The sequence below is a fragment of the Rhodococcus sp. IEGM 1351 genome, assembly GCF_030056875.1.
Taxonomy (GTDB): Bacteria; Actinomycetota; Actinomycetes; order Mycobacteriales; family Mycobacteriaceae; genus Rhodococcus_F; species Rhodococcus_F opacus.
In genome coordinates, this window is record NZ_JASHKU010000006.1 from 286,508 (window position 1) to 311,649 (window position 25,142).

20 protein-coding genes and 3 pseudogenes are annotated in these 25,142 nt (G+C 64.7%); 10 read left to right on the forward strand and 13 right to left on the reverse strand.

All coding sequences use genetic code 11. The annotated features are described in order from the left end of the window. Positions 1-164: 164 nt before the first annotated feature. A complete protein-coding gene (locus QM806_RS13375) occupies positions 165-707 on the forward strand; it encodes a lipoprotein LpqH (RefSeq protein WP_005261518.1) in 543 nt (180 codons plus the stop codon). Between the two features lie 88 nt (positions 708-795). Further along, positions 796-1,599, forward strand: coding sequence for a hypothetical protein (locus QM806_RS13380; RefSeq protein WP_054248780.1), 804 nt, complete (start codon positions 796-798; stop codon positions 1,597-1,599). Positions 1,600-1,608: 9 nt separating this feature from the next. Here QM806_RS13380 and QM806_RS13385 read toward each other — a convergent pair whose 3' ends face one another. Continuing rightward, positions 1,609-2,043 (reverse strand): MarR family winged helix-turn-helix transcriptional regulator, encoded by a 435-nt coding sequence (locus QM806_RS13385; RefSeq protein ID WP_054248779.1) that lies wholly within the window; start codon positions 2,041-2,043, stop codon positions 1,609-1,611. A gap of 99 nt (positions 2,044-2,142) precedes the next feature. On the opposite strand from QM806_RS13385, the gene QM806_RS13390 reads away from it, so the two are divergent. Next, on the forward strand, positions 2,143-4,284 hold the full coding sequence (locus QM806_RS13390) for an MMPL family transporter (protein ID WP_122975659.1): 2,142 nt from the start codon (positions 2,143-2,145) through the stop codon (positions 4,282-4,284). A 474-nt stretch (positions 4,285-4,758) separates the two neighbouring features. On the opposite strand, the gene QM806_RS13395 is transcribed toward QM806_RS13390, so the two are convergent. From QM806_RS13395 to QM806_RS13430, 8 genes are all read right to left on the reverse strand, one after another. Beyond that, positions 4,759-5,583 carry a TspO-related membrane protein gene (locus QM806_RS13395; RefSeq protein ID WP_054248782.1) on the reverse strand — a complete coding sequence of 275 codons (825 nt, stop codon included), beginning with the start codon at positions 5,581-5,583 and terminating at the stop codon, positions 4,759-4,761. A gap of 139 nt (positions 5,584-5,722) precedes the next feature. Next, complete coding sequence (locus QM806_RS13400) at positions 5,723-6,061, reverse strand: WhiB family transcriptional regulator (RefSeq protein WP_054248272.1); 339 nt, start codon at positions 6,059-6,061, stop codon at positions 5,723-5,725. Positions 6,062-6,920: 859 nt separating this feature from the next. Next, positions 6,921-7,787 carry an SMP-30/gluconolactonase/LRE family protein gene (locus tag QM806_RS13405; protein WP_054248415.1) on the reverse strand — a complete coding sequence of 289 codons (867 nt, stop codon included), beginning with the start codon at positions 7,785-7,787 and terminating at the stop codon, positions 6,921-6,923. Positions 7,788-8,115: 328 nt separating this feature from the next. After that, on the reverse strand, positions 8,116-9,747 hold the full coding sequence (locus QM806_RS13410) for a flavin-containing monooxygenase (RefSeq protein ID WP_054248414.1): 1,632 nt from the start codon (positions 9,745-9,747) through the stop codon (positions 8,116-8,118). Positions 9,748-9,792: 45 nt separating this feature from the next. Then, on the reverse strand, positions 9,793-11,409 hold the full coding sequence (locus QM806_RS13415; RefSeq protein ID WP_005264715.1) for an AMP-binding protein: 1,617 nt from the start codon (positions 11,407-11,409) through the stop codon (positions 9,793-9,795). Further along, entirely contained in the window at positions 11,406-12,479 is a 1,074-nt protein-coding gene (locus QM806_RS13420; protein ID WP_231137737.1) for an acyl-CoA dehydrogenase family protein, read from the reverse strand. The genes QM806_RS13415 and QM806_RS13420 overlap by 4 nt, the downstream gene beginning before the upstream one ends. Positions 12,480-12,481: 2 nt before the next feature. Then, entirely contained in the window at positions 12,482-13,648 is a 1,167-nt protein-coding gene (locus QM806_RS13425; RefSeq protein WP_005264717.1) for an acyl-CoA dehydrogenase family protein, read from the reverse strand. A 19-nt stretch (positions 13,649-13,667) separates the two neighbouring features. After that, on the reverse strand, positions 13,668-14,441 hold the full coding sequence (locus tag QM806_RS13430; RefSeq protein ID WP_005264718.1) for an enoyl-CoA hydratase-related protein: 774 nt from the start codon (positions 14,439-14,441) through the stop codon (positions 13,668-13,670). 669 nt (positions 14,442-15,110) lie between these two features. Here QM806_RS13430 and QM806_RS13435 point away from each other — a divergent pair. From QM806_RS13435 to QM806_RS13455, 5 genes and pseudogenes are all read left to right on the forward strand, one after another. Then, positions 15,111-16,361, forward strand: coding sequence for a TetR/AcrR family transcriptional regulator (locus QM806_RS13435; protein ID WP_169695632.1), 1,251 nt, complete (start codon positions 15,111-15,113; stop codon positions 16,359-16,361). 164 nt (positions 16,362-16,525) lie between these two features. Beyond that, a complete protein-coding gene (locus tag QM806_RS13440; RefSeq protein WP_120661396.1) occupies positions 16,526-16,789 on the forward strand; it encodes a LysR family transcription regulator in 264 nt (87 codons plus the stop codon). A 263-nt stretch (positions 16,790-17,052) separates the two neighbouring features. Next, positions 17,053-17,325 (forward strand): MFS transporter, encoded by a 273-nt coding sequence (locus tag QM806_RS13445; RefSeq protein WP_005565970.1) that lies wholly within the window; start codon positions 17,053-17,055, stop codon positions 17,323-17,325. Between the two features lie 9 nt (positions 17,326-17,334). Further along, a pseudogene (locus QM806_RS13450) lies at positions 17,335-17,715 on the forward strand (catalase/peroxidase HPI); the annotation flags it as partial. A gap of 206 nt (positions 17,716-17,921) precedes the next feature. Further along, positions 17,922-18,227, forward strand: coding sequence for a hypothetical protein (locus tag QM806_RS13455; RefSeq protein ID WP_005565974.1), 306 nt, complete (start codon positions 17,922-17,924; stop codon positions 18,225-18,227). A gap of 68 nt (positions 18,228-18,295) precedes the next feature. Here the strand turns inward: QM806_RS13455 and QM806_RS13460 are convergent. Further along, positions 18,296-18,862: pseudogene (locus tag QM806_RS13460) on the reverse strand (integrase core domain-containing protein); the annotation flags it as partial. Between the two features lie 139 nt (positions 18,863-19,001). Between QM806_RS13460 and QM806_RS13465 the strand changes: the two are divergent. Both QM806_RS13465 and istB read left to right on the forward strand, forming a co-directional pair. Beyond that, positions 19,002-20,381, forward strand: coding sequence for a Mu transposase domain-containing protein (locus QM806_RS13465; RefSeq protein WP_283291703.1), 1,380 nt, complete (start codon positions 19,002-19,004; stop codon positions 20,379-20,381). Next, on the forward strand, positions 20,378-21,220 hold the full coding sequence (gene istB, locus QM806_RS13470; protein ID WP_283291705.1) for an IS21-like element helper ATPase IstB: 843 nt from the start codon (positions 20,378-20,380) through the stop codon (positions 21,218-21,220). Before QM806_RS13465 ends, istB begins: the two co-directional genes overlap by 4 nt. A gap of 62 nt (positions 21,221-21,282) precedes the next feature. Here the strand turns inward: istB and QM806_RS13475 are convergent. The 3 genes and pseudogenes from QM806_RS13475 to QM806_RS13485 form a co-directional block, all read right to left on the reverse strand. Next, positions 21,283-21,711 (reverse strand): annotated as a pseudogene (locus QM806_RS13475) (leucine zipper domain-containing protein); the annotation flags it as partial. A gap of 952 nt (positions 21,712-22,663) precedes the next feature. Next, positions 22,664-23,491, reverse strand: coding sequence for an SDR family oxidoreductase (locus tag QM806_RS13480; protein WP_005264721.1), 828 nt, complete (start codon positions 23,489-23,491; stop codon positions 22,664-22,666). Then, positions 23,488-25,068: an aldehyde dehydrogenase family protein gene (locus QM806_RS13485; protein ID WP_120660210.1), complete on the reverse strand. Its 1,581-nt coding sequence runs from the start codon at positions 25,066-25,068 to the stop codon at positions 23,488-23,490. The genes QM806_RS13480 and QM806_RS13485 overlap by 4 nt, the downstream gene beginning before the upstream one ends. Positions 25,069-25,142: the final 74 nt, after the last annotated feature.

The following is a 25,142-nucleotide window of genomic DNA, read 5'->3' on the forward strand; positions in this document are numbered from 1 at the left end:
GCATTCGAGCAGGTTACCGCAGGGATGCCCCGTCGACCCGTCGACAAATCTGGGATCGGTAGGGCGCGAGACGTTCCTACCTTTCTCACATCGGCTCCAGTCCGCGAGCCGAAGGAATCGACGACGGGCGCCGAGCGCCCCTCACGAAACGTGAAGGACGGATCATGAACAAGATCGTTCGGACTCAGAAGCGCGTCTACACCGCCGGCATCGTGGCGGCGGCCGCTGTCGCCCTGCTCGTCTCGGGCTGCAGCGACACCAGCGACAGCGACTCCGGCGGTGGAAGCTCCGAACAGTCCCCGGCCGCCGCGTCCGAGGCAGGCGCGTCCTCGGCCGCGGTCGACGGCAAGGCACTGGAAGCCGACTTCGACGCCACCTGCGCCAAGCAGGGCGACACCCTCGCGTTGGCGCTGGCGGACACCGCCAACGCGACGTACGGCGACCTGGCGGTCTCCGCGACCGTCACCGGCACCGACACCGTGCAGGCCGTCGGGATCGCGGGCAGCAAGGGCGGGTCGAACGGCCTCCCGTACGCCCTCGGCTTCGGCCAGGGAATGCCCGGTGGCTCCGCGACGGTCGTGAAGGACGGCGACACCTACACGATCACCGGCGAAGGCGTCGGGGCGCCCGACATGAGCAACCCGACCGCGCCGAGTTCGTCGAAGTTCGACATCACGTTCGCATGCTCGACCGTCGTGGGCGGCTGAGCCGGCTCACCCGGGACGCGCGCGGGAGTCGAGTTCGCGCGCGTCCCACCCGTTCTTCCACCCAGTTCAGGCACGGAGAGGACTCATCGTGAAGAAGATCGTGCGTACCGCCGCCCTGGTGTTTCTCGTCGGGTCGGTCGGCTACTACCTGTGGTACGGCCTCGGCGATCGGGGGCGGACGAACTACGGAATCGACGCGCTGTCGTGGGTCGGCCCGCAGATGATCTGGCCGATCGTCGCGGTCAGCGTGGTCGTGGTCTGTTTCGCCGTCACCGGCGACAGTGTGCTGGCAGTGTTCACGGGGCGGAACAGTGCCGCGTTCCGGCACGGCGCGGTCGGGATGGGGACGGTGCGGTCGGTGCGCCAGACCGGCATGACGCTCAACGATCAACCGGAAGTGCGGATCGACCTCGGCGTCGAGGGCGCCGACGGCAGGATCTTCGAATCGCACGCCAGGATGATCGTGCCGCTGACCGAGTTGGCGCTTCTCCGTCCAGGGGTCGTCCTGCCCGTCCGCTATCTTCCGGACCGCACCGACAAGGTCGAGATCGATCGCTCGGGCGACATGTCGACGGCCCAGGATGCGTTGAACCGATCCATGATTCGTGAGGGGATCACCACCCCGGGCAAGCTCGACATCGCGGCCCGCGGCATCCCCGCGCCGGCGGTGGTGCAGTCGCTCAGCGTGCCCGGCGAGATCCGCAACGGGAATTCGAAGGTCGAACTCGGGCTGGCGGTCACCCGGCCCGACGGCACGACGTTCACCACCCGTGTCGAGAAGTTCCTGCCGCCGCGCAGCGTCGGGCACGTCCAGGTCGGCCGGGTGGTGACGGTCCACTATCTGCCGGCGCACGAGCAGGAGGTCGTCATCGCCCTTCCTGCGAACGTGTGACGACGGCGATCAGTCCCGGGGCGGAAGTCCCAGTGACCGGACGAGGAGCAGGAGTTGTTCGCGCAGCGGCCCCACGTCGCCGACGGCGGCGGTGAGGGCCGCATCCTCCTTCTCCAGGGTGAGCAGGCGGCGGTAGATCGCGCGGCCCGGCTCGGTGATCGCGACCCGCTTGCGCCGCTCGTCGAGTGGATCGGTTTCCCGGGTGACGTACCCGGCGCGTTCGAGGCGGTCGATGGTGCGGCTGATGGTCTGGTCCGTCACCCGCGAGACCTTCGCGATGTCCCGCTGCGAGGCAGGCCGGTCGGCGATCGTGTGCAGGCAGATGAGGCCGGCGTGGGTCATGTTCTGTGACCGGAGAATGTCCTCCCACGAGTGCTCGACCAGCCGCGCAGCCGTGGACAACAGCCGTCCGGTAGGCCACTCGTCCATGCTGTCGCTCGTCATTTCTTCGCCTCCATTTGCAATTTGCTCAGCAGGCTGAACAAAATAGGAACATCGCAATCCGGACATCCGGACGTCGAACCGTCCAGCATTGGAGAGCACGTGACCACAACTGCCCGCCCGCGCCCGGTTCGTCGCCTGCGGTGGATTCTGCCAGCCCTGCTGGTGATCGTCTGGCTGGCCGTCGGCGGTTTCGGTGGTCCGTTCGCCGGCAAACTCTCCTCGGTCCAGCAGAACGACAGCACGTCGTTCCTGCCCGCGTCGGCCGAGGCCACGGAGGTCTCGGCGCTGCAGAAGGGTTTCACCGACACGCAGTTCGTGCCGGCGATCGTCGTCGCCGAACGGACGTCGGGGATCACCGCGGCCGACACCGAGTTCCTCGCCGGCACCGCGAACTCCTTCGCCGGTTCGGAGGGATTCGGTGACGAGGTGTCACCGCCGATCCCGTCCGCCGACGGCCGGGCACTGCAGCTGTTCGTGCCCGTCGACAGCGCCGGCGAGGTCGGCGACAGTGTCACGGAACTCCGGGACGCGCTCGATGCCGCACCGGACGGTCTCACCGTCCTCGTCACCGGACCCGCCGGTCAGGTAGCGGATCTGTCCTCGGCGTTCGCGGGAATCGACGGACTGCTGCTCCTGGTGGCGGGTGTCGTCGTGATCCTCATCCTCATCGTCGTCTACCGCAGTCCGATCCTTCCGTTCGCGGTGATCACCTCCGCCGTCTTCGCGCTGGGACTGTCGAGCCTCCTCGTGTACCTGCTCGCCGACGCCGGTGTGATCGCGCTGAACGGCCAGAGTCAGGGAATCCTGTTCATCCTGGTCTTCGGTGCCGCGACCGACTACGCCCTGCTGCTCGTGTCCCGCTACCGCGAGGAACTGCGGATCGAGCAGGACAAGTACCGCGCCATGCGGACCGCGTGGCGGGCGACGCTGGAACCCGTCGCCGCCTCCGCGGGCACCGTCATCGCCGGCGTGCTCTGCCTGCTGCTGTCCGATCTCAACTCCAACCGCGGACTCGGGCCCGTGGCGGCCATCGGCATCGCGGCGTCGTTCGTCGCGTCCATGACATACCTCCCCGCGGTGCTCGTACTCCTCGGCCGGACGGTGTACTGGCCGAGCCGGCCCGCGTTCGACGCACGGCACGCAGAGAAGGACGAAGCCGCAGACCACAAGTTCTGGGCCGCGCTCGCGGCACGGATCGGTGCGCACCCACGCCGGTTCTGGGTGGCGTCGAGCCTGGTGCTGGTGCTCTTCGCGCTCCTGATGCCCCAGTTCGAAGCGAGTGGTGTCGCCGAGTCGGAGACGTTCCTCCTCGACGTCGATTCCGTTGCGGGCCAGCAGATTCTCGGCGACCACTTCGACGCCGGCTCCGGTTCGCCGGCGGTGATCATCGCGAACGAGGGCTCCCGCGATGCGGTAGCCGACGCTGCCCGGGTCGAGGGAGTCGGCGACATCACCGTGCTGTCCGCCCCCGGCACGCAGGACCCGCTGGTGGTGGACGGCCGGGTGGCGATCGAAGCCACCCTGACCGATCCGGCCGATTCCCTCGCGGCCGAGGACACCATCGTCCGCCTGCGTGAGGCCGTCCACCCGATCGACGGCGCCGACGCCCTGGTCGGCGGCACCACCGCCACGGACCTCGACACCAAGACCACGTCGACGCGTGACCGCACGCTGATCATCCCCGTCGTGATCCTCGTGGTGTTCGCGATCCTGTGCCTGCTGCTGCGTTCGCTACTCGCGCCGCTGCTGCTGATGGGAACGGTGGTGCTGTCCTTCGCTGCGACGCTGGGCGTCTCGTCCCTGGTCTTCGAGCACATCTTCGGATTCCCGGGTGCCGATCCCGTGGTCCCGCTGTTCGCGTTCGTGTTCCTCGTCGCCCTCGGAATCGATTACAACATCTTCCTCATGACCCGGGTCCGGGAAGAGGCCCGGCGCATCGGAACCCGGCGCGGCGCGTTGCGCGGCCTGACCGTCACCGGCGGAGTGATCACGTCGGCGGGAGTGGTTCTGGCGGCGACCTTCTCGGCACTCGCCGTCATTCCGCTGATCTTCCTCGCGCAGATCGCCTTCATCGTGGCGTTCGGCGTGCTCCTCGACGCACTCCTCGTGCGGTCACTCCTGGTGCCCGCCCTCACCGTCGACATCGGGCAGAAGATCTGGTGGCCGAGCAAGCTCGCGTCGGCACCGGAACCGGACGAGAACGTCTCTGCGGAGCCGGAATTGGATTCGAGTCGTATGTGAGCGCGCTCGGCGGATGCCGCAAGCGTGATGTCTGCCTGTTCGCTCATGGTCGCGCAGCCGAGCCTGGCTCGATTAACGGCACAGCGGGACTGCGCGGTACAACTCGAATGTCGGTGCAGTCAGCAGGGAGGCGACCACGGCCGGTGATCGTCTGGAGGTCCAGTTCTGCGACCCGGGCACGACCTCGACCGCCGATCCGGCCCGTCCTGGCCTACCTCGATGAGGTGACGGCCGTGGCGGAAGCGGGATGCGTGCCGTCGCTTCTCGAGCTCGAGAGTTACCGTCCCCTGGTTGGTTGACCTCCGCACAGGACGACTTCGTTCTCGTCGGGGACGTTCCGTGTTCGGCGTCCGTAGACCAGTGTTTCGAGGAGAAGATGCGGGCGCAGTTGTGGGGCGGTCAGGACGGGTGTGATCGGGGAATCCTGTCGGCCACTACGGATCGCTCGTGGTCGACCTGCCAAGCACTACACGATTACGGGTTCGTGACGGTGGGCTCGCCGGAACGTGCGCGGGGTAGCCGGGCGATCGCGGTGGCGACGATGGCCAGCGTGGCGGCCGCCAGCGCGGCGATGGCGGCGGGCTGTGAGGTGGAACCGTCGCCGGTGGTCCGCGCGACGGCGATCCATACGAGCCCCCAGACGATGGCTGCTGTGACGGTGAAGCGTCCGTGACCGGCGACGGCAAGGACCACGGCGACCACGGCGACTACGGTGAGGACGAGCACGGCCCAGGTATCGGCCCCGAGAGCGAACGGATCGATCTCGGCGGCGGCCAGCGCGGCGGCGATGTTGGCGACCACCGCGACACACACCCAGCCGAGGTACACGAACGCGGTGGCGTCGACCACGATCGCCTCGACACGACTGGACGGCTTCGTGTTGGTCAGGATGTCGAACACGACGACCAGCATTGCGAGTAACGCGAGAATGGTCAGGACGCTGAGCGACAGTTGTTCGAACTGCACGCAGGCTATCCATGCCGCGTTCAGGATCATCGCCGCGGCGAGCCACCACCCGGCGCGGCGTTGCCGAGGATCGGTGCGGTGCGCGGGCAGTGCCTGCCAGATCGCGAGCGCGAGGAACCCGAGGTAGATCAGGGTCCAGATGGAGAAGGCGGGCCCGCCGGGGGCCACTGCGGTGGCGTCGGTGGCGAGGGCGCCGTCGGCGACCTGGGAGATCGGGGTTCCCACCAGCGCCCCTGAGCCGATGATCGAACCCACGACCGCCACCACCGCGGAGAGGATCACGACGAGCACACGGGCACCGTCGTGCGGAGATGATTCGATCGATCCGCTCATGGTCACTCCTTTGCGGGAGAACGTCCCTTGTCGAGGATAGGGACTTCAGGAGTGCCGTCTGCCGGTTCGCAGAGAGACGTTCACAGGTTCCGGAGGCGGAGCCGTGACGGGGGGATCGATGTCACCGCGCACGTGTTCGTCACGTGCACGAGCAGGGAGAGCGGTGGTGGTGTGGTGCCGGAGCGTGTGTGGCGTCGCGGTGGCGGGCTGGGACGCGGGTGCGTCGGGTGTGGCGGGTGCGCTCGTTTTCGGACATGCCACCCCAGATGCCGTATGCCTCGGTGGCGGTGAGAGCGTGGGCTCGGCACTGAGCGAGTACGGGGCAGTCCTGGCAGATCTGTTTGGCGGCGCGCTCACGTCGGGCGCGGTCGTGGCCGCGTTCACCGTCGGGGGAGAAGAACAGGTTGGTGTCGGTGCCGCGGCAGGACGCGCGGTGCTGCCAGTCCCGGTCGGGGGAGTGGCGGAAATGATCAGGCACAGCGGGATGGGTCGCTTTCGGAGTGGAGCGGAGGGCCAAATCTGTCGGCAAGGGCGGTCGCGCGGGTGTGGCTGGCGGACGTGGGTTTGTTGCCGCGGTATGCCAGGCGGATCGGTGTGGGTTGGCGTGGCCTCCCGGGAAACAACCACGCGTCGTTCATTTCATCCGAAGGTGTTGTGCGACATGACCCCTCGACACATCGCGGTGTCACTTCTGATGCCCGGGAGGCGGCAGTCGGGTAGCGGCAGCGACAGACCTGGGTCCGGGACTATGATCGGTGCGGCACCACGTCCGCAGGGCGTGTCGGTGCATTTGATGCCTGGGCTCGACATCGGTGGGACCGGGACGAACCCGGATGATCCACACTCGGTCACCTCTAACGAGGTTGTAAACGGTGTGCAATTGATGGTAGCGACATGGCGAACGATACCGAAGCGTATCGCTCGAAAGTAACTGTCATCACATCCGCCGTCTCGTTCGCGAGCGTCGTCGGCGACCGGCGTGGGCGCCTGATCCGCCACGTCCGGGATCGAGATGTTGCCTGACTGGCCGGACGGTAATCCGGCGCTTCTCCGGCGGTGTTCGAGGGCAGACATCGGGCGACGGCGTCGGTGGATACCCGACGAGAGGGCTTCGGGCGGGTCGGCGTGAGCGGCATCGACGGTCGAAAAGATCGCCCGCGATGAACCCGGCCGCCGCGAGGACTCGATCGGTGTAGGCCGGGGGCCTCGCCAGCGTCGAGGTCCACCAGGACGACCTGGCGCTTCGGACAATCTTCTGAAGGGTACGCGCTGTCGCAAGCCCGATCCCGCCGCGGCCTTCTGTGACGATCGTGGTGTTCACGCCTGTCTCCTCACGTTCAGATGGACGCCGGAACTCCGGTACGCCCGACCTGCGCGACGGCAACATGAGCGGTCGAGCGTCCCTCGTGAAACTCTTCGAGCGTTGTTGTGTTGCAGCAGAGGTAGAGGGTGTCGAGGTTCTCTCCGCCGAATGCGCACGCCACTGCCCACGTGTCGGTGACCTCGACCTTATCGGTGATCTGGCCGCCTTCGACGACCCGATAGAAGCCACTGTCGGCGCCGAGGGTCAACGCGTTCCCGAACCAGAGGCCGCCGTCACTATCCAGGGCGATGCCATCGGGATGAAACGATTCGTCGAGCTGCGCCCATACTCGGTGGTTGGTCAGACCGCCATCTTCCGCCATGTCGAACGCGCTGATGCGGTGCGGGAAGGTTTCCGCGACCAGCAGGGTGCCATGGGGGGTACGTGCGCAGCCGTTGGGGAAGATCAGATCTCCAGGAACCTGCGAGACGCTGCCGCCGGCCCGGATGTGGACGAGGTGAGTCGGCTTCGGATCCTCTTCACCGAGCGCGAATCCGAAATTGCCGGCATAAGCGTCGCCCGCCGGTGACACATACAGGTCGTTGCCGATCCCTCCAGCCAGTGCGCTGAAGTCGGCATACTGCTCGAGCTTGCCGCCGGCGGTGATGCGATACACCGACCGCTCGTTCTGCGAGACGACAAGGGGGGTCCCGTCGGGTAGGAAACCGAGTCCGGACGGTCGGCCGGGCACTTTGGTTATCGGCGTTGCGGTGCCGTCCTCGGCGAAGGTGAGCACCTGTTCGCTGAAGAAGTCGCTGGCCCAGAATTTTCCGTCATGCCAGCGAGGTGCCTCGAGAAACTGATGCCCGGTCGAGAATACTGTGGGTTGGTAGGTAGCCATCGCGTGAACTCCTTAGTCCGTGCGGGTTGAGGTACTGGGTGATTGTCACTCGGCTGTCAGGAATTGGGTCCCGAGCCAGGATTCACACTGGGGCACGGCTTCGTCCTGGAAATGGGCAACCAGTGCATAGCTGGCGTTGTTCGGTCGCGTTCGAGGTCGATACCGTGTCGGACATTGCGCGCGTACGGTATTGGTCGACGAAAAATTTGAAATCCTTTTGGAATTCGTCGATTTCACTGGTCGAGATGGACGGCTTGAAGGTGAATGTCACGACATGTATGAGCATGTCTACCCTCGGGTTCCGATCGGGGTGGCTGGTCAGGTGAGATCAGACGAGTTCGAACTGCTCCTGATATCCACCGGCAGCAGCCTTCTCGAGGATCTCGAGGTATACCGAAAGACCGCCGGGATACATGAGCATTTCGACGGTTTTGCCGGGCACGTTGGCGCCCATGTACCAAGACTTGGCCAGCGGGAACAGGGTGGCCGAGGTCAGCTCTGCGATATGCGCACCCCAATATTGCTGGGCTTCCGGCTTGGCCTCGATACGGGTGTAGCCGTTGTTCCGCATGTGCTCGACGATCTGGATCAGATGTTCGCCTTCAAGTTCGGCGCATGTCGGACCATTGCAGAATGCGTTCGGGCTCTGGGGTCCGTAGACGTACAGGAGATTCGGGAAGCCTACTGTCGCCTTGCCTAGTGCTGTCCGGCTGCCGCCGCGGAACACCTCCTCGAAGGTCTCATTTCTGGTGCCGCGAATATCGATGGCAGTCAAGCCTCCGGTGACCGAGTCGAAGCCGGTGGCCAGCACGATGACATCGACTTCGTGTCGGGTACCGTCCGCGGTGACGATGGCGTCACTGGCGACCTCCCGGATCGGATTGGCAGAGCTATCGACGAGCTCGACATTGTCACGGCACAGGCTCTCGAAGTAGTTCTGCTCCAGGGAGACACGCTTGACGCCCCATGGATGGATCGGCTCGGTCGGTGCAAGCAGTTCCACCAGCTCCGGCCTGGTGATACGTTGACGTGTCTTGTCCCGCCAGAACGCGTACAGGATGTCGTTGTCGTCCTTGTCGAACAGGACATTCAGGAAGCCACCCAGCCAGGGCTGCAGTCCACCGTTGGTCCAGAGTTCCTCGAGTATTTCGTTGCGACGTTCCTCGGTCAGATCCTGGATGTTCTCTTTGAGGAAGTCATAATCGAAACCGGCCCAGGTGTTCTTGCGATTGGCGAATCGCTCCGGGTAGGTCTTCTTCATCTCGGCATTGTCCGCCTCACCAAGCGCCCGCTGATTCATCGGAAGCGCGGTGTTGGGGGTGCGCTGGAACACCGTCAGATGATCTGCGACCTTCGAGGCCTCCTGGATTACCTGGATGCCGCTGGCTCCGGTGCCGATGACGGCGACCCGCTTGCCCGCAAGGTCGTAGCCCTCCAGTGGCCAGCGTGCTGTGTGGAAGCAGTCGCCCGCGAACTTTTCGAGGCCAGGGATGTTGGGGAAGAGGGGCTTGGAGCCGGCACCGAGACACATGATCACGAACCGCGCCTGGGTGGTGAATTCCTCACCGGTGCGCTCGTTGCGGGAAACCAATGTCCACGTATGGGTTTCTTCGTCGAATCGGCCTGCCAGGACGCGGGTCTCGTAGCGGACGTCTTTGCTCAGGTCGAGCTTCTCGTCGACGTATTCGAAGTAGCGAACCAGCTCGTCACGACCGGGGTACATCTCGCTCCAGTTCCAGTCGCGCCAGAGCTCTTCACGCGAGAACTGGTAGACCGGCGCCCAGGTATCGACGCGTGCACCTGGATAGGAATTCCAATGCCAGACGCCGCCGAGTCCGGTGCCGGCCTCGTAGATCTTGACGTTGTAGCCGAGGGTGCGCAGCCGGTCGAGCTGGTAGACGCCGGAGAAGCCGCCGCCGATGACGAGGACGTCGAGCTCCTCGAGGAGTGTGGTGTTCAAGGGATTTCCTTCCGGAAGGGGTACGAGGGAGATGGGGGAGTGCGATCAGACAGCGTTGTCGGAGGTCAGAGCGACTCGGATTCGGTCACGCAGGACGAACTTTTGGATCTTGCCTGTCGCCGTCCGCGGTAGTTGTTCGACGACTTCGAGCCGCTCGGGCAGCTTCTGGGTAGCCATCCGATGTTCGCGCAGGAACGACGTGAGCTCGTCCAGCGCAGGTGGATGCGCCTGGTCGCTCGGTACCACATAGGCGCAGATGCGTTCGACCATGATCGGGTCGGGCATGCCGACCACCGCGATGTCGGCAATACCGGGATATTCGAAGAGCAGGTCTTCGATCTCCTTGGCGGAAATGTTCTCCCCGCCCCGGACGATGATGTCCTTACGCCGACCGGTGATCTGGATGTACCCGTCCTCGTCGATCACCGCCAGATCACCGGTCCGAAACCAGCCATCCGAGGCGAAGGCATCCGCATTGAGTCTCGAATCGAGGTATCCGGTGAACAGGTCAGGGCCGCGAACCTGCAGGTCGCCGACCGCGCCCGGGGGGACCGGAGTGTCGTGCTCATCGACAGTCCTCGCTTCTGCGGACCCGATAGGACGCCCGTCTGTGGTGGCGCGCTTGTCCAGCGGATCGCTCGCGTTTCCGCCGGACAGAGTCGGGAATTCGGTCGATCCGTAGATGCGGGTCGCGGTGCAGCCCAGCTGCTCCTCGGCCTGCCGGATCAGTTCGGGGGGTACGTCGGCGCCACCGCAACCAAAAACCCGCAGGGCGATGTCGTACTCGGCGCGATCCGGGTGGTGTACCAGTCCGTGCAAGAAGGGTGTGGCACCGATGACGAACGTGCAGCGTCGGCGTTGCAGCAACTCCAGGCCGGCGCCGGGGTCCCAGATATCTTGGAACACGACATGGCTGCCGAGCATGAACGGCAACTGCAGTCCGTACAGAATGCCGGTGATGTGACCGACCGGTGAGGGCATGTACACGATGTCCTCGCCGGTCAGATCGAAGAGTTCGATGATGCTCCGGTTCTCGTAATCCAGGCTTTCGTGGGTGTGTAGAGCACCCTTCGGATCGGAGGTGGTTCCGGATGTGTACAGAAGCAATGCGACATCGGTGCTGGCGTGCTCGACGGGATTGTCGAGTGGAGTTGCGCCCGAGAGGAGGTGGTCGAACTCGTTGTCGGAACCGCGAACGGTGATCACATGCTCGAGGTCGGGAAGCGTGGGCGCCAGCTCGTCGAACATCCCGCGGTGGTCGAAGGTGCGGAACATGCCGGGCACAAACGCGATACGCGCTCGCGATTGCTTCAGAATGAACTGCACTTCGCGATGTCGATAGATCGGGATGATCGGGGTGGAGACGGCGCCGATCCGCAGCGCACCGTGATGTACGACGATCGCTTCAAGCCAGTTCGGCAACTGCCAGACCACCGAGTCGCCCGGCCGGATCCCACGCTCGAGTAGCGCGCCGGCCAACCGGCGGATCATGGCGTCGAGTTCGGCATAACTGACCTGACGATCGCCATCGACCACAGCCAGCCGATCGGGGTGATGGTGTGCATACTCGGTCAAAGCAGAATCGATCGTGCTGTGGCTCCACTCGCCGCTGGTGAGGTAGCGGTCGCGGCGCGCGGAATCGGTGTGAGTTGCGGTGATCATCGGTCGACTCCGTCGGTCAGGCGCCGCGAACCGATGAGTGCGTGGAGTTCGTGCTCGTCCCCATACCAGGTCCGCAGGGCGAGGACGCGGCGGTAGTACCAGTGTAGGTCGTATTCGGTGGTGAAGCCGATCCCGCCATGCAACTGCAAGGCGTCCTCGACCACCTGTCGTCCGGCGCCGGCGGCATAGGCCTTGGCCGTCCACGTTGCCATCTCGATATCGAAATCAACCTCAGCAGAGGCTATATCGGAAACCGTTGCCTCGCAGAGCGCCTCCATCGAGATGGCCGCCTGTGCCATCGACGCCGCAATGTGTTTCACGGCTTGGAAGGATCCGACGGGCTTGCCGAATTGCTGGCGCTGCGCGACGTACTCGACAGTTTTCTCGAGCATACGGCGGGCGATACCACTGATTTCGCACGCGGTGAGAAGCCGGAACCATGCCCGGATCTGTCGTAGGAGTGTGGCCGCTTCGATTCCGGTGGCGAGGATCTCGGCGTCGGTGACAGTTCGCGATGCGATCTCCAGGCGCACGTAATGCGATGTGGGATCAGAACTGGTGATCGGCGTGAGCGCCAGCGCCGGGTCACTGCCCGGTAGGAGCAGCAGCGCCGGTCCGTCCGGGCCGTCGACTGCCAGTACCAGCGAGTCGGCCTCGGCGCCGAAGCGTACGAGTTCGATCGTTCCCTGGATCTGCCCCGATTCCATGTGCACGGAACCGATCGAGGATGCCCAGTCGAGGGTGACGGCAGGGTCGGCGAAGGCGACGAGCGAACCTTCGGGAATGTCGAGGTACGCCGGCAGGATCAGTTGCTCGACCAGGGGGCCGGGTACGAGCCGATCACCGACCAAGGCGATCAGACCGGCGACCGCGGTCAGGTCGATTCCTAGACCACCGCGGTTTTCGGGGCGGGTCAGCTCGAACCAGCCGAGGTCGTCGAGTTCGGCCATCAGATCCGGGTCCCAGCCGCCGCCGCTGAGCAGGGCATGACGGTAGTCGGATGTGACACGGCGGTCAAAGAATTCGCGGATCGGGGTGACGAGGTCCACGTCAGGTGCGGTGAGACTCATCATCAGCTCCTGGGTAGGCCGAGCAGCCGCTCGGCAACGATGTTGCGTTGGATCTGTGATGTACCGCCGTAGATCGATGCGGCACGCGAGAAGTAGTGATCGTGAATCAACTGCGCGGCGTTCAGCCCGAGAGGTTGTGATTCGGTGTCGAGGCGGAACGGTCCGAGGAGATCGGCGAGGGCGCGACCGACTACCTGCTCTGCGTCGTTGAGGACGAGCTTGTCGATCGAGTCGAGCGGATGTGGTCCCTCTTCGTCGATCAGGCGTTGCACAGTTCGGCGGATCTGAGCATCCAACACCCGCAGCGCCACGTGTGACTCTCCGATGGCGGTGCTGATCCGACGATTGGTCGTCGATTCCGGGGAGGTGCCTCGTAGTCCGTCGATCGTCTTCTCGACACCCCAGCCGATCTCCACCTGTCGGCGCATTGCATAGTAGCCACGTTCCTGAGACAGGGTGTCGAGGGCAATTCGCCAGCCGTCGTTTTCCTTGCCGACCAGGTTGCCGACCGGGACTTCGACGTTGTCGAAGAAGACCTCGCAGAATTCGGCATCGCCTGTCATCTGGACGAGTGGACGGACGGTAATTCCGGGGGAACTCATGTCGACGATGAGGTAGGAGATGCCGGCGTGCTTGGGTTCGGCGTCGGGGTCGGTGCGGCACAGCAGTGCGCACCAACTGGCCTGATTGCCCCAACTGGTCCAGACCTTCTGTCCGTTGACGACGTACTTGTCCCCGTGGCGAAGAGCGCGGGTCCGCAGTGATGCGAGGTCGGAGCCGGCAGAGGGTTCGGAGAACCCCTGACACCAGATGTCTTCGCCGGCGAGCAGCGGCGGCAGAAAACGGGAGCGCTGCTCGGGCGAACCGTACCGGTGGATCGAGGGGCCGACCACATCGAGGCCGATCAATCCGATCGGGGCGGGTGCATGAGCGCGCGCCAGCTCCTCGGAGAAGACTTGCTGGTGCCGCGCGGTGAGGCCACGTCCGCCGGCTTCACGTGACCATCCCAGCCCCATCCATCCGGCATCGAATAGTGTGCGCTGCCATCGACGAAGGACGTTGAACCGTTCCTCCAGCTCCAACGGCACGGTGGGGATCTCTGTTTCGGCAAGCCACCTCCGAGCCTCGCGCCGCAGATCGGCGATCTCGGTGATCTGCTCGACCGGCACAGGTGAAACAGCATTCATCTCATGCTCCCGTGTAGGCCGGTGCGCGATGCTCGAAGAATGCTGCTACGGCCTCTTTGGCGTCTGAGTAAGCGGACAACTCGCCGGAAAGACCCTGCTCGAACTCGTAGCCGCCCTTGAGGTCCTGGTATTCGATCGCATTGAGGCTGCGCTTGGCGAACCGCAACGTGACCGGGGAGTGCCGGACCATCTTGGCCGCCACGTCGTAGGCTACGTCGAGTAGCTGATCGGGATCGACGACTTTCAAGACGCCGCCCTGCTGCGCGAGTTCCTCGGCAGACAGCGGTTCGCCGGTGAGGTGCAGATAGCGGACCAACTGCTGCGGTACCAGGCGTGAGGCATGTTTGGCGCCGCCCATCACACCGACGTTGACCTCGGGAAGCGTGAATGTGGCGCCCTTGGCTGCCACGACCAGATCACACGACGCTGCCAGGGCCAATCCGGTGCCCACGGCCACTCCGTGGACAGCTGCGATCACCGGCAACGGGCAATCGTAGATCGACCAGAACGCTTCACGGACCGCAAGCATGCGCTCACCGGCGTTTTCCGGCGTCATCGTCTGGAATTCGGTGAGATCGTTGCCGCCGCAGAAGTGCTTGCCGGCGCCGGTCAAGACGATCGCCCGAGCCTCGGGGAGGTACTCCTCCGTGTGGGTGAAGAACCACTTGATCTCTGCGTACATCTCCCGGGTGACCGCGTTGACCGGCGGGCGGGTAAGCCAGACCGTGCCTACCTTCTGATCGGTCTTCCATTGCAGAAATTGCAGATCCTTCATCGAAGTTCCTTTGTTCGAACGGGCGTAAGCAGAAGCTGTGACCGGCCGGGTGCGGATGGTCGCCTCCGTGAGGCGGCATGTCCTTGATCCCTAGTGGTTCGCTTCACCAAACTGGTGTGCTGCTGCTCACATTAGTAGGCCCCACTCCGTAGATATGTCAATAGCTCGTATCTGAAAATGTGAAACTGCTCAGAGCCGGAGAGCTCAGAGGATGCATGGTTGATCTTTCGTTCATTCGGAAGCATATGACCTGTTGAGGCCCCAAAGATCAAGCAAGAAGAGCTGCCGATCCGCGAGTGAACCGCGGCAGTGCGCGAGGGGCGCTTCGCTGAGTGTTGAGCCGAAAATGTCAGGTGAACGTATCTTTCATCGAATCAAGCAGGTAGCATCATGTAACGGAAATTGTCCATGACTCTTATCGCAAATTGTGTGTACTGTTCGGACTGTGGCCGTAGTGGAGACTTCACCTACGCTCGGGCGCAGTGCGCCTGCGCCGCCCCGCGTGGGAGGAGGCGTTGTGTCCGATCGGCCCTCGAACGGCGGCAGTGCGGGATACTCCGGGGGACCGTCCGCCGCCGGTATATCGTCAGAAGGCTGTATTAAACGGCTGCGCCGCCAGTCCGGACATCGTGTCCATCCCATATGGGCCTCGAGGAGGAAAGGGGCGTCGTGACCGCATCGCAAACTGTGAAGGCGTCCACTGCCACGCGCCGGCGACCCCGTGACCGGCGTGCGCAGATACTCCACAACGCCAGTGAACTGTTCACGAAATACGGGTTTCACGCCGTGCGGATGGAAGACATCGCTGAGGCAACCGACGTCACCGCACGGGCGATCTACCGGCACTTCGCCAACAAGCAGGATCTACTGTCGCAGGTGGTCCTCGAAGACCAGGACCGACTGCTCATGGCAGCCCAATCCGCCGAGCGCTCCGAAACCGGCGTCTGCAGCTTAGAGGAGTTATTGACGCGGATGGTCGAGGCATCACTGGAGAGCCTTCGACTCGGCCCCCTATGGCAGCGAGAAGCACGGCACCTCACCGCCGATGACTTCGAGCGAGTGCGCGAGGGTACTCGTCGCATCGGAGGCGCGGTGCGAAGGGCCATTGAAAAAGCCGATCCCTCCAAGAGCAGATTCGGTGCCGACGTACGCGCGTGGATGGCGGTGAGCATCATCACCAGCCCAGGGCACTACGACCGGTCACTGTCACAGCGTCGCCTGTCCCCACTGCTGGTGTCTGCTGCGTTGGCAGCCATCAATACCCCCGAATGCGCGTCAGCGTCACCCGAGTCCCGCGATGCGCCAGCGGCGGAGGCTCCAGTCGCAAATGAACGACCAGGTACATCACGTCGCGAACAGATCATCGCAGCAGCGGCGCGCGCGTTCCGGGAGCGCGGTTTCGGTGGAGTCAGCCTCGACGAGTTCGGCATCGCAGGCCCTGCCGTCTACAGGTACTTCGACAGCAAGGCCGACATCCTTTCCGCCTTGATCATCCGAGTACAGGAATGGATGGCCCTGGAGAGCTCCAGGGCCATGCATCACAGCGCCTCCGATGAACAGGTCATCGAAGGCCTCGTGAGAGGTTATGTTCGTATCGCAACCGAAGCCACGGATCTGCTCGCGGTTTCAGTTACCGAAGCCCTCAACCTCCCCGCTAGTGCTGCCGAGCGTGATCGGCGAATCCGCCAGGACGACCTCGCCGAATGGGTCAAATGGCTACGAACCTCACGTTCAGAAGTCACGGAGGCAGACGCACTCGCGCTGGTGAATGCGGTTCGCACAGCACTCAACGATCTTGTCCGTATTCCGCACCTTTCACGACACGCCGAGCTCCCCGACGAGCTTGTTGCGTGCTCGATGAATGCTCTTCTAAATACCCCGATGCCATCGGCACGATCGGGTCGGCGGCGTGACGAATAACCATGGTTGGCTAAAGACCGTCATTCGCAGGAGTCGCAACCGTCGCGTGGAAGCGTGCTTCGCGAACTTGCCATCGAGTGCACCGGTGCCCGACAGTCCGCTCCACCAAGGCCCCGAAAACGACTCAGGCCGTTGGCGAGCTGCAGGCGCTCGAGGCGGCAGGCATGCGCAGTCGGATCACTTGTGTGGCGCGAGGCGTCAACGGCGTTCTCACAGCGGTTCGGGCCGGGCTCGGCATCGCGGTGTTCGCGCGGTCACTGCTGTCCTCGGACATTGTGGAGTTGCCCGCCTCGACCGGGCTTCCGGCGCTGCCTGCTCTCGACCTGGTATTACTGCCCAATCCTCGTGCGCCGGAGCAGCCGGCGGCCGCGCTGACCTCAGCGATCCTCTCGAGCGGCGTGCCCCTGAAGCCAGAACCCTCGAGCTGAAGGTATGGGCGTGCTGAGGGCACGATTCAGCCGACGCCAGCAATATTCTGTGAGCACATTGCCGTGAGGTGAGTTCCGAGACTAGCGACTGTTTCTGGTTGCCGAAAAAGTTGAACCAACGGGTGGAGCGGCGGGGTGTGGCTGGCTCCGGCTCGAAATGGAACGATCCTGTGACGATCATTGCAGCAACGGAACCGAAAGGTACTGGGCCAGAAGGCTGTGGCGGCGTACGGTGAAAACTTGTCGCCGTACTTAGGAGCGTCGTGACCGCCGACAGCAGTCCCCGTCACCGCATCACATTCGTGGTCCTGTCCGTGTCAGTTCTTGTGTTCGCGCTCTTGCAATCCTTCGTATTGCCCGTACTGAGCGAGATCAAATCAGAGCTACACACCGACCAGGCCACAGTGACGTGGGTTCTCACTGCATATCTGCTATCCGCCTCGGTGTGCACACCAATCGTCGGCCGCATCGGCGACAAGGTCGGCAAGAAGCGGATGCTGGTCGTTGCTCTGCTCGCACTTTCGGGGGGATCGTAGGCGAACCCGCTGACCTTGACCGCTCCCGAGTTGACGGTCCTCGTCGGCGGCCTGCGGGTGCTGGGCGCGAACTACAACACCAGGTCGGAGGAGGGTGTCTTCACCTCGAAGCCGGGAACGCTGACCAACGACTTCTTCACGAACCTGATCGACCTGGGAACGACATGGGCGCCGAGGTCCACGGACTCGCAGATCTACGAGGGCCGCGACCGCGTCACCGGTGAGGTGAAGTGGACCGGAACCCGCGTCGACCTCGGGTTCGGGTCGAACTCCGAACTGCGCGCTCTCGCAGAGGTGTACGCCTCCGACGACGCACAGCAGAAGTTCGTGCGAGACTTCGTCTCCGCCTGGGACAAGGTGATGAACCTCGACCGATTCGAAATCGCCTGACGCAGACCCAGCTGGGTGACCGGCAATCTGGATCGCCCCGTAGACGGCGGGCATCCCGCGAGGATCGGCTCGCGGGATGCCCGCTCTCCCGATCTCCCACAGACTACTTCGAGGTCACAAGATAGGCTGTGGGAGCAAAGGATCAGAGTTGTGACCGACTCCGCGGTAGCCATCGCCCGGGTCCGTCGAGCAGAAGGTGCGAAAGAATGGCCACGAACAACGGCAACCGCCTGGTGATCGGCCCCACTCTGGCTATCGGCACTCGGGTGCTTGTCCGCAGAAACGCCGAGGCCGACGTTACCGGCGAGGTCGTCGAGGACTATGCGGCACTGACCGAGCCGGGGGGCCGCGGGCACGAATGGGCGCCGGCACACCGATGGGCAATCGCCCTCGACGATGGTCGACTAATCTTCGCCGACACCACGGACCTGACCATCGATCCCAGCACGGACCGCTCCGCTCCAAAGCCGGGGACAGCAGAAGAAAGGCCCGGCAGGCACAGGGGAGATTGATCGGGCGGAATCGGTCGCCCACTCATGATGCTGATCCGTCCACGACACGACCATGGTCATGGTGCCGACTAGATGTACTGACCTGAGAGGTTGGGTATGCGGGTGGCGGGTGGTTGGCCGCCGAGTGCGGTGTGGCCGCGGTGGTGATTGTAGGTGTGCAGCCACCGCGGGAACTCGTCACAGCGTTCGAGGTCGCTGGTGTAGAGGCGGGCGTAGGCCCATTCGTCGGCCAGGGTGCGGTGGAAGCGTTCGACTTTGCCGTTGGTTTGGGGTCGGTAGGGGCGGGTTCGGCGATGCTTGATCTCGCCTAGTGCGTCTCGGAACGCGTGTGATCGGTAGCAGGAACCGTTGTCGGTCAACACCTTTTTCAACAGTGATGCCGTGCTCGGTGAACCATGCGTTGGCGCGTAGCCAGAACGCGGCGGCGGTGGCTTTGCGTTCGTCGCCCCAACAGTTCGGAGTAGGCCAACCGTGAGTGTGCGTCGATCACGGTGTGCAGGAAGTGGTAGCCGCGGACCGGACGGTAGTACTTGTCGAGCTCGCCGCTGCTTTTGTCGGCTCGGGCATTGCGGCTGCCTGCCGAGCGACCGACCTTCCGCCATCCCCGCCGCCGCGGGGATCTTGCCCAGTTTCTTGTGACGGCGCTCGCTGAAAATGCTCAGTTCTGCTTACCGAAAGTGCTCACCCGTGTGGCTCCGCCGATGAGGGCGGGTCTCCCTCGATGCTGGTGGTCTCTGACCACACACCAGCGATTCGAGGGAGACCCGCAATCTCATGCTGACATGGGAGGAAGACGTGGAAGTACACGCACTGCACAAACAGGGCTGGACGATCTCGGCGATCGCCCGCCATACCGGCCGCAACCGCCGCACCATCCGCAACTACATCAACGGTGTCACCACCCCCGGTACCCGCAAACCCGCACGTGAGGACCCCTTCGAGCCGTTCGTCGAGTACGTCACCTGCCGGCTGCGGGAGGACCCGCACCTGTGGGCCCGCACCCTGTGCGACGAGCTCGAGGATCTCGGCTACCGGTTGTCGTATCCGACGCTGACCCGGCAGATCCGCGACCGCAAACTCCGCCCGGTGTGCGAGGCCTGCGCGAACGCCACCGACCGGGCGAACGCGATGATCGACCATCCGCCCGGCGAGGAAACTCAGTGGGACTGGGTCGATCTGCCGAATCCACCCGCCTCCTGGGGCTGGGGCGGGATGGCGCACCTGCTGGTCGGCTCCCTGGCGCATTCGGGGCGCTGGCGCGGGATCCTGGCACCGGCGATGACCCAACCGCACCTGGTCGACGGCCTCGACCGGGTCAGCCGCCGGCTCGGCGGCGTGACGAGGGTGTGGCGGTTCGATCGAATGGCCACCGTCTGCCATCCCGACTCGGGACGGGTGACCGCGAGCTTCGCCGGCGTCGCGAAGCACTACGGCGTCTCGGTGGCGATCTGCCCACCCAAAGCCGGGAACCGCAAAGGTGTGGTCGAGAAGGCCAATCATACTGCCGCCCAACGCTGGTGGCGCACCCTTCCCGACGACGTCACCGTCGAACAGGCCCAACAACGCGTGGACGAGTTCTGCCGGCTGCGGGGCGATACCCGGCTACGGGCCACCGCCAACGGCAAGGCGTCGGTGGCAACGGTGGCGGCCGCCGAACCGTTGACCGCGCTGCCGGCCACGCCGTATCCGGCGATCCTCACCGAACCCCGGACCGCATCGCGGCAGGCGCTGGTGTCCTACCGCGGCAACCGGTACTCGGTGCCCCCGGAGCTGGCGTCGGCGCAGGTCACCGTCACCCAAGTCCTCGGATCGGAGGTGATCGACATCGTCACCACCGCGCAGATCACCATCGCCCGCCACCGCCTGGCCCCGGACGGCGCCGGGGTGATCGTCCGCGACCACGGCCATGTCTACGCGCTCGAGCAAGTGGCCATGGCCGCCGCCGGGTCCGCCGGTCGCCCGCACCGCCGGAAAGAACGGATCCCACCCGGACCCGCCGCGATCGAGGCCGCGGACGTGTTGCGCCGCACCACCACCGGAACCACCACCACCACAACATCGAGTGCGGTCGAACCCTCGGCTGCAACGGCCTCGACGGTCATCGACCTGTCCACCTACGAGCGGGCCGCCCACGGAAGGAACACCCTCGCATGACCACCACCCCGATCCCCGATGCGGTGCCGGCGCCGAACACCGCCGAGGCGGCCAGCCTCTACCAACGCCTGCGCGGCCATCTGGCGGTACTCAAACTCCACGACGCCGCCGAAGCCCTGCCCGCGGTCCTCGACCGCGCGCAACAAACCAACCTGTCGATGACCGCCACCCTGGAGGAGTTGCTCTCGATCGAGGTCGACGCTACCGAGGCCCGCCGACTCGCCGGACGATTGCGGTTTGCGTGCCTGCCGACACCAGCGTCGCTCGAGGACTTCGACCACGACGCCGCCCCGAACCTCGACCGGAAGCTGATCGCCGAGCTCGGGACCTGCCGCTACCTCGAAACCGCCACCAATATCCTGCTTATCGGCCCGCCGGGGGTCGGAAAGACGCACCTGTCGGTGGGGCTCGCGCGGGCCGCGGTGCACGCCGGATACCGCACCTACTTCACCACCGCCGCCGACCTCGCCGCCCGCTGCCACCGGGCCGCGATCGAGGGCCGGTGGGCGACGACGATGCGGTTCTTCGCCGGCCCCACCCTGCTGGTCGTCGACGAACTGGGCTATCTCCCGTTGCCCGGCGAGGCGGCGTCGGCGCTGTTTCAGGTTGTCACGCAACGGTATTTGAAGACCTCGATCATCATGACGACAAACCGCAGTGTCGGCGAGTGGGGTCAGGTCCTCGGTGACACCACCGTCGCCGCGGCCATGCTCGACCGGCTCCTGCACCGGTCCGTAGTGCTCAATCTAGACGGGGACTCCTACCGCCTTCGGGATCATCACGCCCGCTCCGAAAACCTCCGCAAAGCCACCACCACACCCCGCCAACCGCTACAGTAATCACCGCTCACAGGTGGGCACTTTCACCGAGCAAGTCTGAGCACTTTCGCCGAGCGTCGTCACTTGACATCGACATGAACGAGATCGCCGCAGTGCGGTGAGTGCATGCGACGGATCACCCGTCCGGTCGGGCGGTCGAGCCACCGCAGTCGAGCCAACCCGTAGCGGCTCAGGACCTTGTGCACTGTCGATACATTCAAACCCAGCAGATACGCGATCCGGGTCGGACCCCAGCGGCGGATGACGCGGACTTTGATGATGCGCCGCTCGGTGCGCGTCGGGGTCTGGTTCGGGCTGCGATGTGGCCGTGAGCTGCGATCGGCCATCCCGGCCGGCCCCTCGGCGCGGTAACGAGAGCTCCAGCGTGCTGCGGTGGTGACCGCGACCTGGAACCGTTCAGCAGCCCGCCGCAGCGGCCACCCATCATCAATGACACATTGAGCAAGGCGCAGACGACCCGTTTCGGACAACGGGGCATTACGGTGGACCACGAAGACCTCCTGAGTGAGTGATGCGTTCCTAGACAGCTCGCACTTCACTCGGAGGTCTACTCTGTGTCACCTCGGCACGCCGTCACCAACGTCCGTGGTCAGTACAACTAGTTCGCCAGGACCACACTGGTTCTGCAAGCCCCTCGCCGGCACACGGAACCCGCGAGGGTCTTGTGTCGCTCACCGCCCAGTCAGCGTCCGCTCGGCAGATTTGCGAAGTCCGCTTCGGCCCCTTGTTATGTAGGTCACGCAACTCTGCGCGAACGGCAGGGAAGCGCGCTGGAGGCGCCGGAGAGTCGCGGCGTCGCCACGAGTCGAACGGATCGCACGGGAACATTCTCGCCGTTTGTTCGCATCTCACAGACGTGAACGTGACCTTGCGCTCTACTGCGACCCACGGCGACCCCGTCACCGTCGCCACCCCAAACGACACCGTCCTGGGCACTGAGCGAGCACATCTGAACCCCGTCCGGGAGGCGCTGCGCGCCGACGACGCAGCGCTACGCCGCCGGTTTGCTGTCGATCCGGAAGGAGGCCGGCCTCCCCAAAGATCTCAGCGCTCCGTGTGGTCATGCGATCGGGTGGATGGACGGCAAAAACCGTGCTCTCGGAGAGTGCGCTGACCAGGAAAAATGACACGTCTCGGTGTGAGCGTCCGGTGCCGAAGCTGTTGACGCACGGAGACGGATTGGTGTCGAAGATCGGTCGGCGATGGTGTCGAGGGCGATCGCCCGGGCGGCTCCGGACCGGTCGTCCTCTTCTTCGCCAACTATCCCTCCAAGACAGCGTTCATCGCCGCCTCCGTGGTGTGCATCTCCTAACTGCTTCGGAGCTACTGCAAGGCTTCCCAGGCTGCCCGGCCGTCGACGACGAAGGATGAGACACTCAACACCCGATAGCCGTCCCATGGCCGGGGCTTCGAGACCTGCATGACCTGCATCCGAAACTCTGCTCAGCTGTGACGAGCCCGCTCTTCGTAGGCCTGCCTGGCAGTGATGTCGACGTCTTCCAGAAACACTCTGTCCGTGTGGAGCGCACGGGTGAGCGCTTCGCTGATCCGACGAGGGAAGAACTTCTGACTCGCGGCGAGGGCACCGACGAGCTTGGTCACCCGCACCTTCGGTTTGGGGCATTCGATCAATGCCACGATGGCACGCGCAATGTCCTCCGGCTCGGCGTTCTCGAGTCCAGGGAGCCCCTTGGTGCCGGCAGTCAGCTCGGTGTTGACGAAAGACGGGAGCACCGCGGAAAACTCGATTCCCGTTCCGCGGTGCTCCACCCGGGCCGCGTCCGTGAAGCCGACGACGGCATATTTGCTGGCGCAGTAGGTGGCCAGCCCTGGTGTGTAGATTTCGCCTGCGAGTGAGGCGATGTTGACCACGTGCCCACGGCCGCGCGGCAGCATTCGCCGAACAGCCAGTTTGGAACCGGTGATCACCCCGAGGACATTGATATCGAGGATCCGGCGGGTGACCGCATCGGGCTCGTCCGCGATTCGGCCGGCGGGCATGATGCCGGCGTTGTTTACGAGCACGTCGATAGGTCCGAGCGTTGCTTCCACGTCGTCGAGGAAGGCCCCGAACGATTCGGGGTCCGTCACGTCGAGCTTCCGGTAGCTGACCAGGCCGAGTTCGGTCGCGGACTCCTTCAGCTTGACCTCGTCGATGTCCCCGATCGCCACCTTCGCGCCGAGCCTGGTCAGGGCCGTGGCGGTCGCGAACCCGATTCCGCGGGCACCGCCGGTGATCGCGATGACGCGACCGTGCAGAGATTGTGTCATTTTCCTTCTGTCCTTCTGTCGTCGTTACAGGGATTCGAGCGGCTTGTCACGGACAGGCGGCGGCGCGGGTCGCGCGCGACGAGGGCGCGCAGCACCCGGCCGACGAAACGACCGCGGCCGGGTGCGTACGGATACCAGAGCAACTCCCGCTTCATTGCGGGTCCGCGCGGCACCGTGATCGCCTGCTGCCGGGTGTACTTCCGAACTCCATATTCACCACCGAATCGCGCGCCGAGACCAGACTGCTTCCATCCCCCGTGCGGTAACCCCAGCGCGAACAGGTTGGAGAAGGCGTCGTTGATGTTCACCGCGCCGGCTTCGAGCCGGCGCGCGATCGCCTCGCCGCGGGCCCGATCTCCGCACCACACCGTCGCGGACAGGCCGTACTCGGAATCGTTGGCCAGGCGCGCGGCTTCGTCGGCGTCGGCGACCTTCACCACCGGGATCGTGGGCCCGAACGTCTCCTCCCGGATACAGGCCATCGAATGGTTCACGTCGACGAGGACCGTCGGCTCGAAGAAGGTGCCAGCGCTCCCGGCCTTGCCGCCGGTCAGCGCCGTGGCGCCGCCGTCCACAGCGTCGGCGACGTGTCGGGCAACGAGGTCACGCTGGGCCTGTGTAGCCATCGCACCGACATCGATCCGGTACCCGTCGCCGTCGTCACCCTGTCGGAGCGAGCCGACGAGTGCCACCAGTCGCGCGACGAATTCGTCGTACACGGGCGCCTCGACGTAAACGCGTTCGATCGACACGCACACCTGTCCGGCGTTGAACATTCCGCCCCAAGCGATTCCGGCTGCCGCGCGGTCCAGGTCCGCATCCGCCAGCACGATGGCCGGATCTTTGCCGCCGAGTTCGAGACTGCATGGCACCAGCCGCTCTGCGGCCCGCACGGCGATCGCTCGACCGGTCGGGGTGGAGCCGGTGAACTGCACGAAGTCCACCGAATCCACTACCGCTGCACCTGTGTCGCCGCGGCCGGTGAGTACCGAGAAGACCAGGGGTGCACCGATTTCCGACCATCCCCGAGCTAGTTCGACGGCTGACAACGGCGTTACCTCAGACGGCTTGAGCAGCACCGCCGCACCAGCGAGCAGCGCCGGTATGATGTCCATCGCCGGCATCGCGAGCGGGAAGTTCCACGGGGTGATCACACCGACCACCGGGTAGGGGCGGACGGTCTTGATCAGTCGCTTTGTCATCGACAGCGGCCCATGCGGTTTCACCCGCTCGTCGGCGAGAAACTTGCCGGCGTTGTCCGCGAAGTAGTTGATCAGGTCGCACGCGAGCGCAGGCTCGATGGCTGCTTCGGCGCGTGGCTTCCCGGTCTCGGACCGCAGCACGTCGATGAGGTGGCGCTCATTGTCGAGAAGCCAGTCCCGCAGCTTCCGCAGCCACGTGGCCCTTCCATTCGGCCCCAGCGCTTCCCACTCGGGTTGGTGGGCGCGCAGTCGACGGACGGTATCGGTCACTGCCTCGGAACTCTCGTCCGGTACACGCGCGACGAGGCGGCCGTCGGCGGGGCAGTGCACGTCGATGTCGTCGCACCTCGTGTGCGCCTTGCTTCCGGATCTCATGTGAACCCCGCCTCCTATGATGCACGACACTTCCTATTAGAATTGCACAACCAATCCGCACGTTTCTTAGCGAA

Coding starts and splice junctions, on each gene's coding strand:
- QM806_RS13415 (WP_005264715.1), bottom strand. CDS start 11,409: ATGATCACCGCAACTCACACCGATTCCGCGCGCCGCGACCGCTACCTC.
- QM806_RS13375 (WP_005261518.1), top strand. CDS start 165: ATGAACAAGATCGTTCGGACTCAGAAGCGCGTCTACACCGCCGGCATC.
- QM806_RS13420 (WP_231137737.1), bottom strand. CDS start 12,479: ATGAGTCTCACCGCACCTGACGTGGACCTCGTCACCCCGATCCGCGAA.
- QM806_RS13430 (WP_005264718.1), bottom strand. CDS start 14,441: ATGAAGGATCTGCAATTTCTGCAATGGAAGACCGATCAGAAGGTAGGC.
- QM806_RS13440 (WP_120661396.1), top strand. CDS start 16,526: ATGCGCAGTCGGATCACTTGTGTGGCGCGAGGCGTCAACGGCGTTCTC.
- istB (WP_283291705.1), top strand. CDS start 20,378: ATGACCACCACCCCGATCCCCGATGCGGTGCCGGCGCCGAACACCGCC.
- QM806_RS13385 (WP_054248779.1), bottom strand. CDS start 2,043: ATGACGAGCGACAGCATGGACGAGTGGCCTACCGGACGGCTGTTGTCC.
- QM806_RS13455 (WP_005565974.1), top strand. CDS start 17,922: ATGGCCACGAACAACGGCAACCGCCTGGTGATCGGCCCCACTCTGGCT.
- QM806_RS13480 (WP_005264721.1), bottom strand. CDS start 23,491: ATGACACAATCTCTGCACGGTCGCGTCATCGCGATCACCGGCGGTGCC.
- QM806_RS13395 (WP_054248782.1), bottom strand. CDS start 5,583: ATGAGCGGATCGATCGAATCATCTCCGCACGACGGTGCCCGTGTGCTC.
- QM806_RS13485 (WP_120660210.1), bottom strand. CDS start 25,068: ATGAGATCCGGAAGCAAGGCGCACACGAGGTGCGACGACATCGACGTG.
- QM806_RS13465 (WP_283291703.1), top strand. CDS start 19,002: ATGCTGACATGGGAGGAAGACGTGGAAGTACACGCACTGCACAAACAG.
- QM806_RS13405 (WP_054248415.1), bottom strand. CDS start 7,787: ATGGCTACCTACCAACCCACAGTATTCTCGACCGGGCATCAGTTTCTC.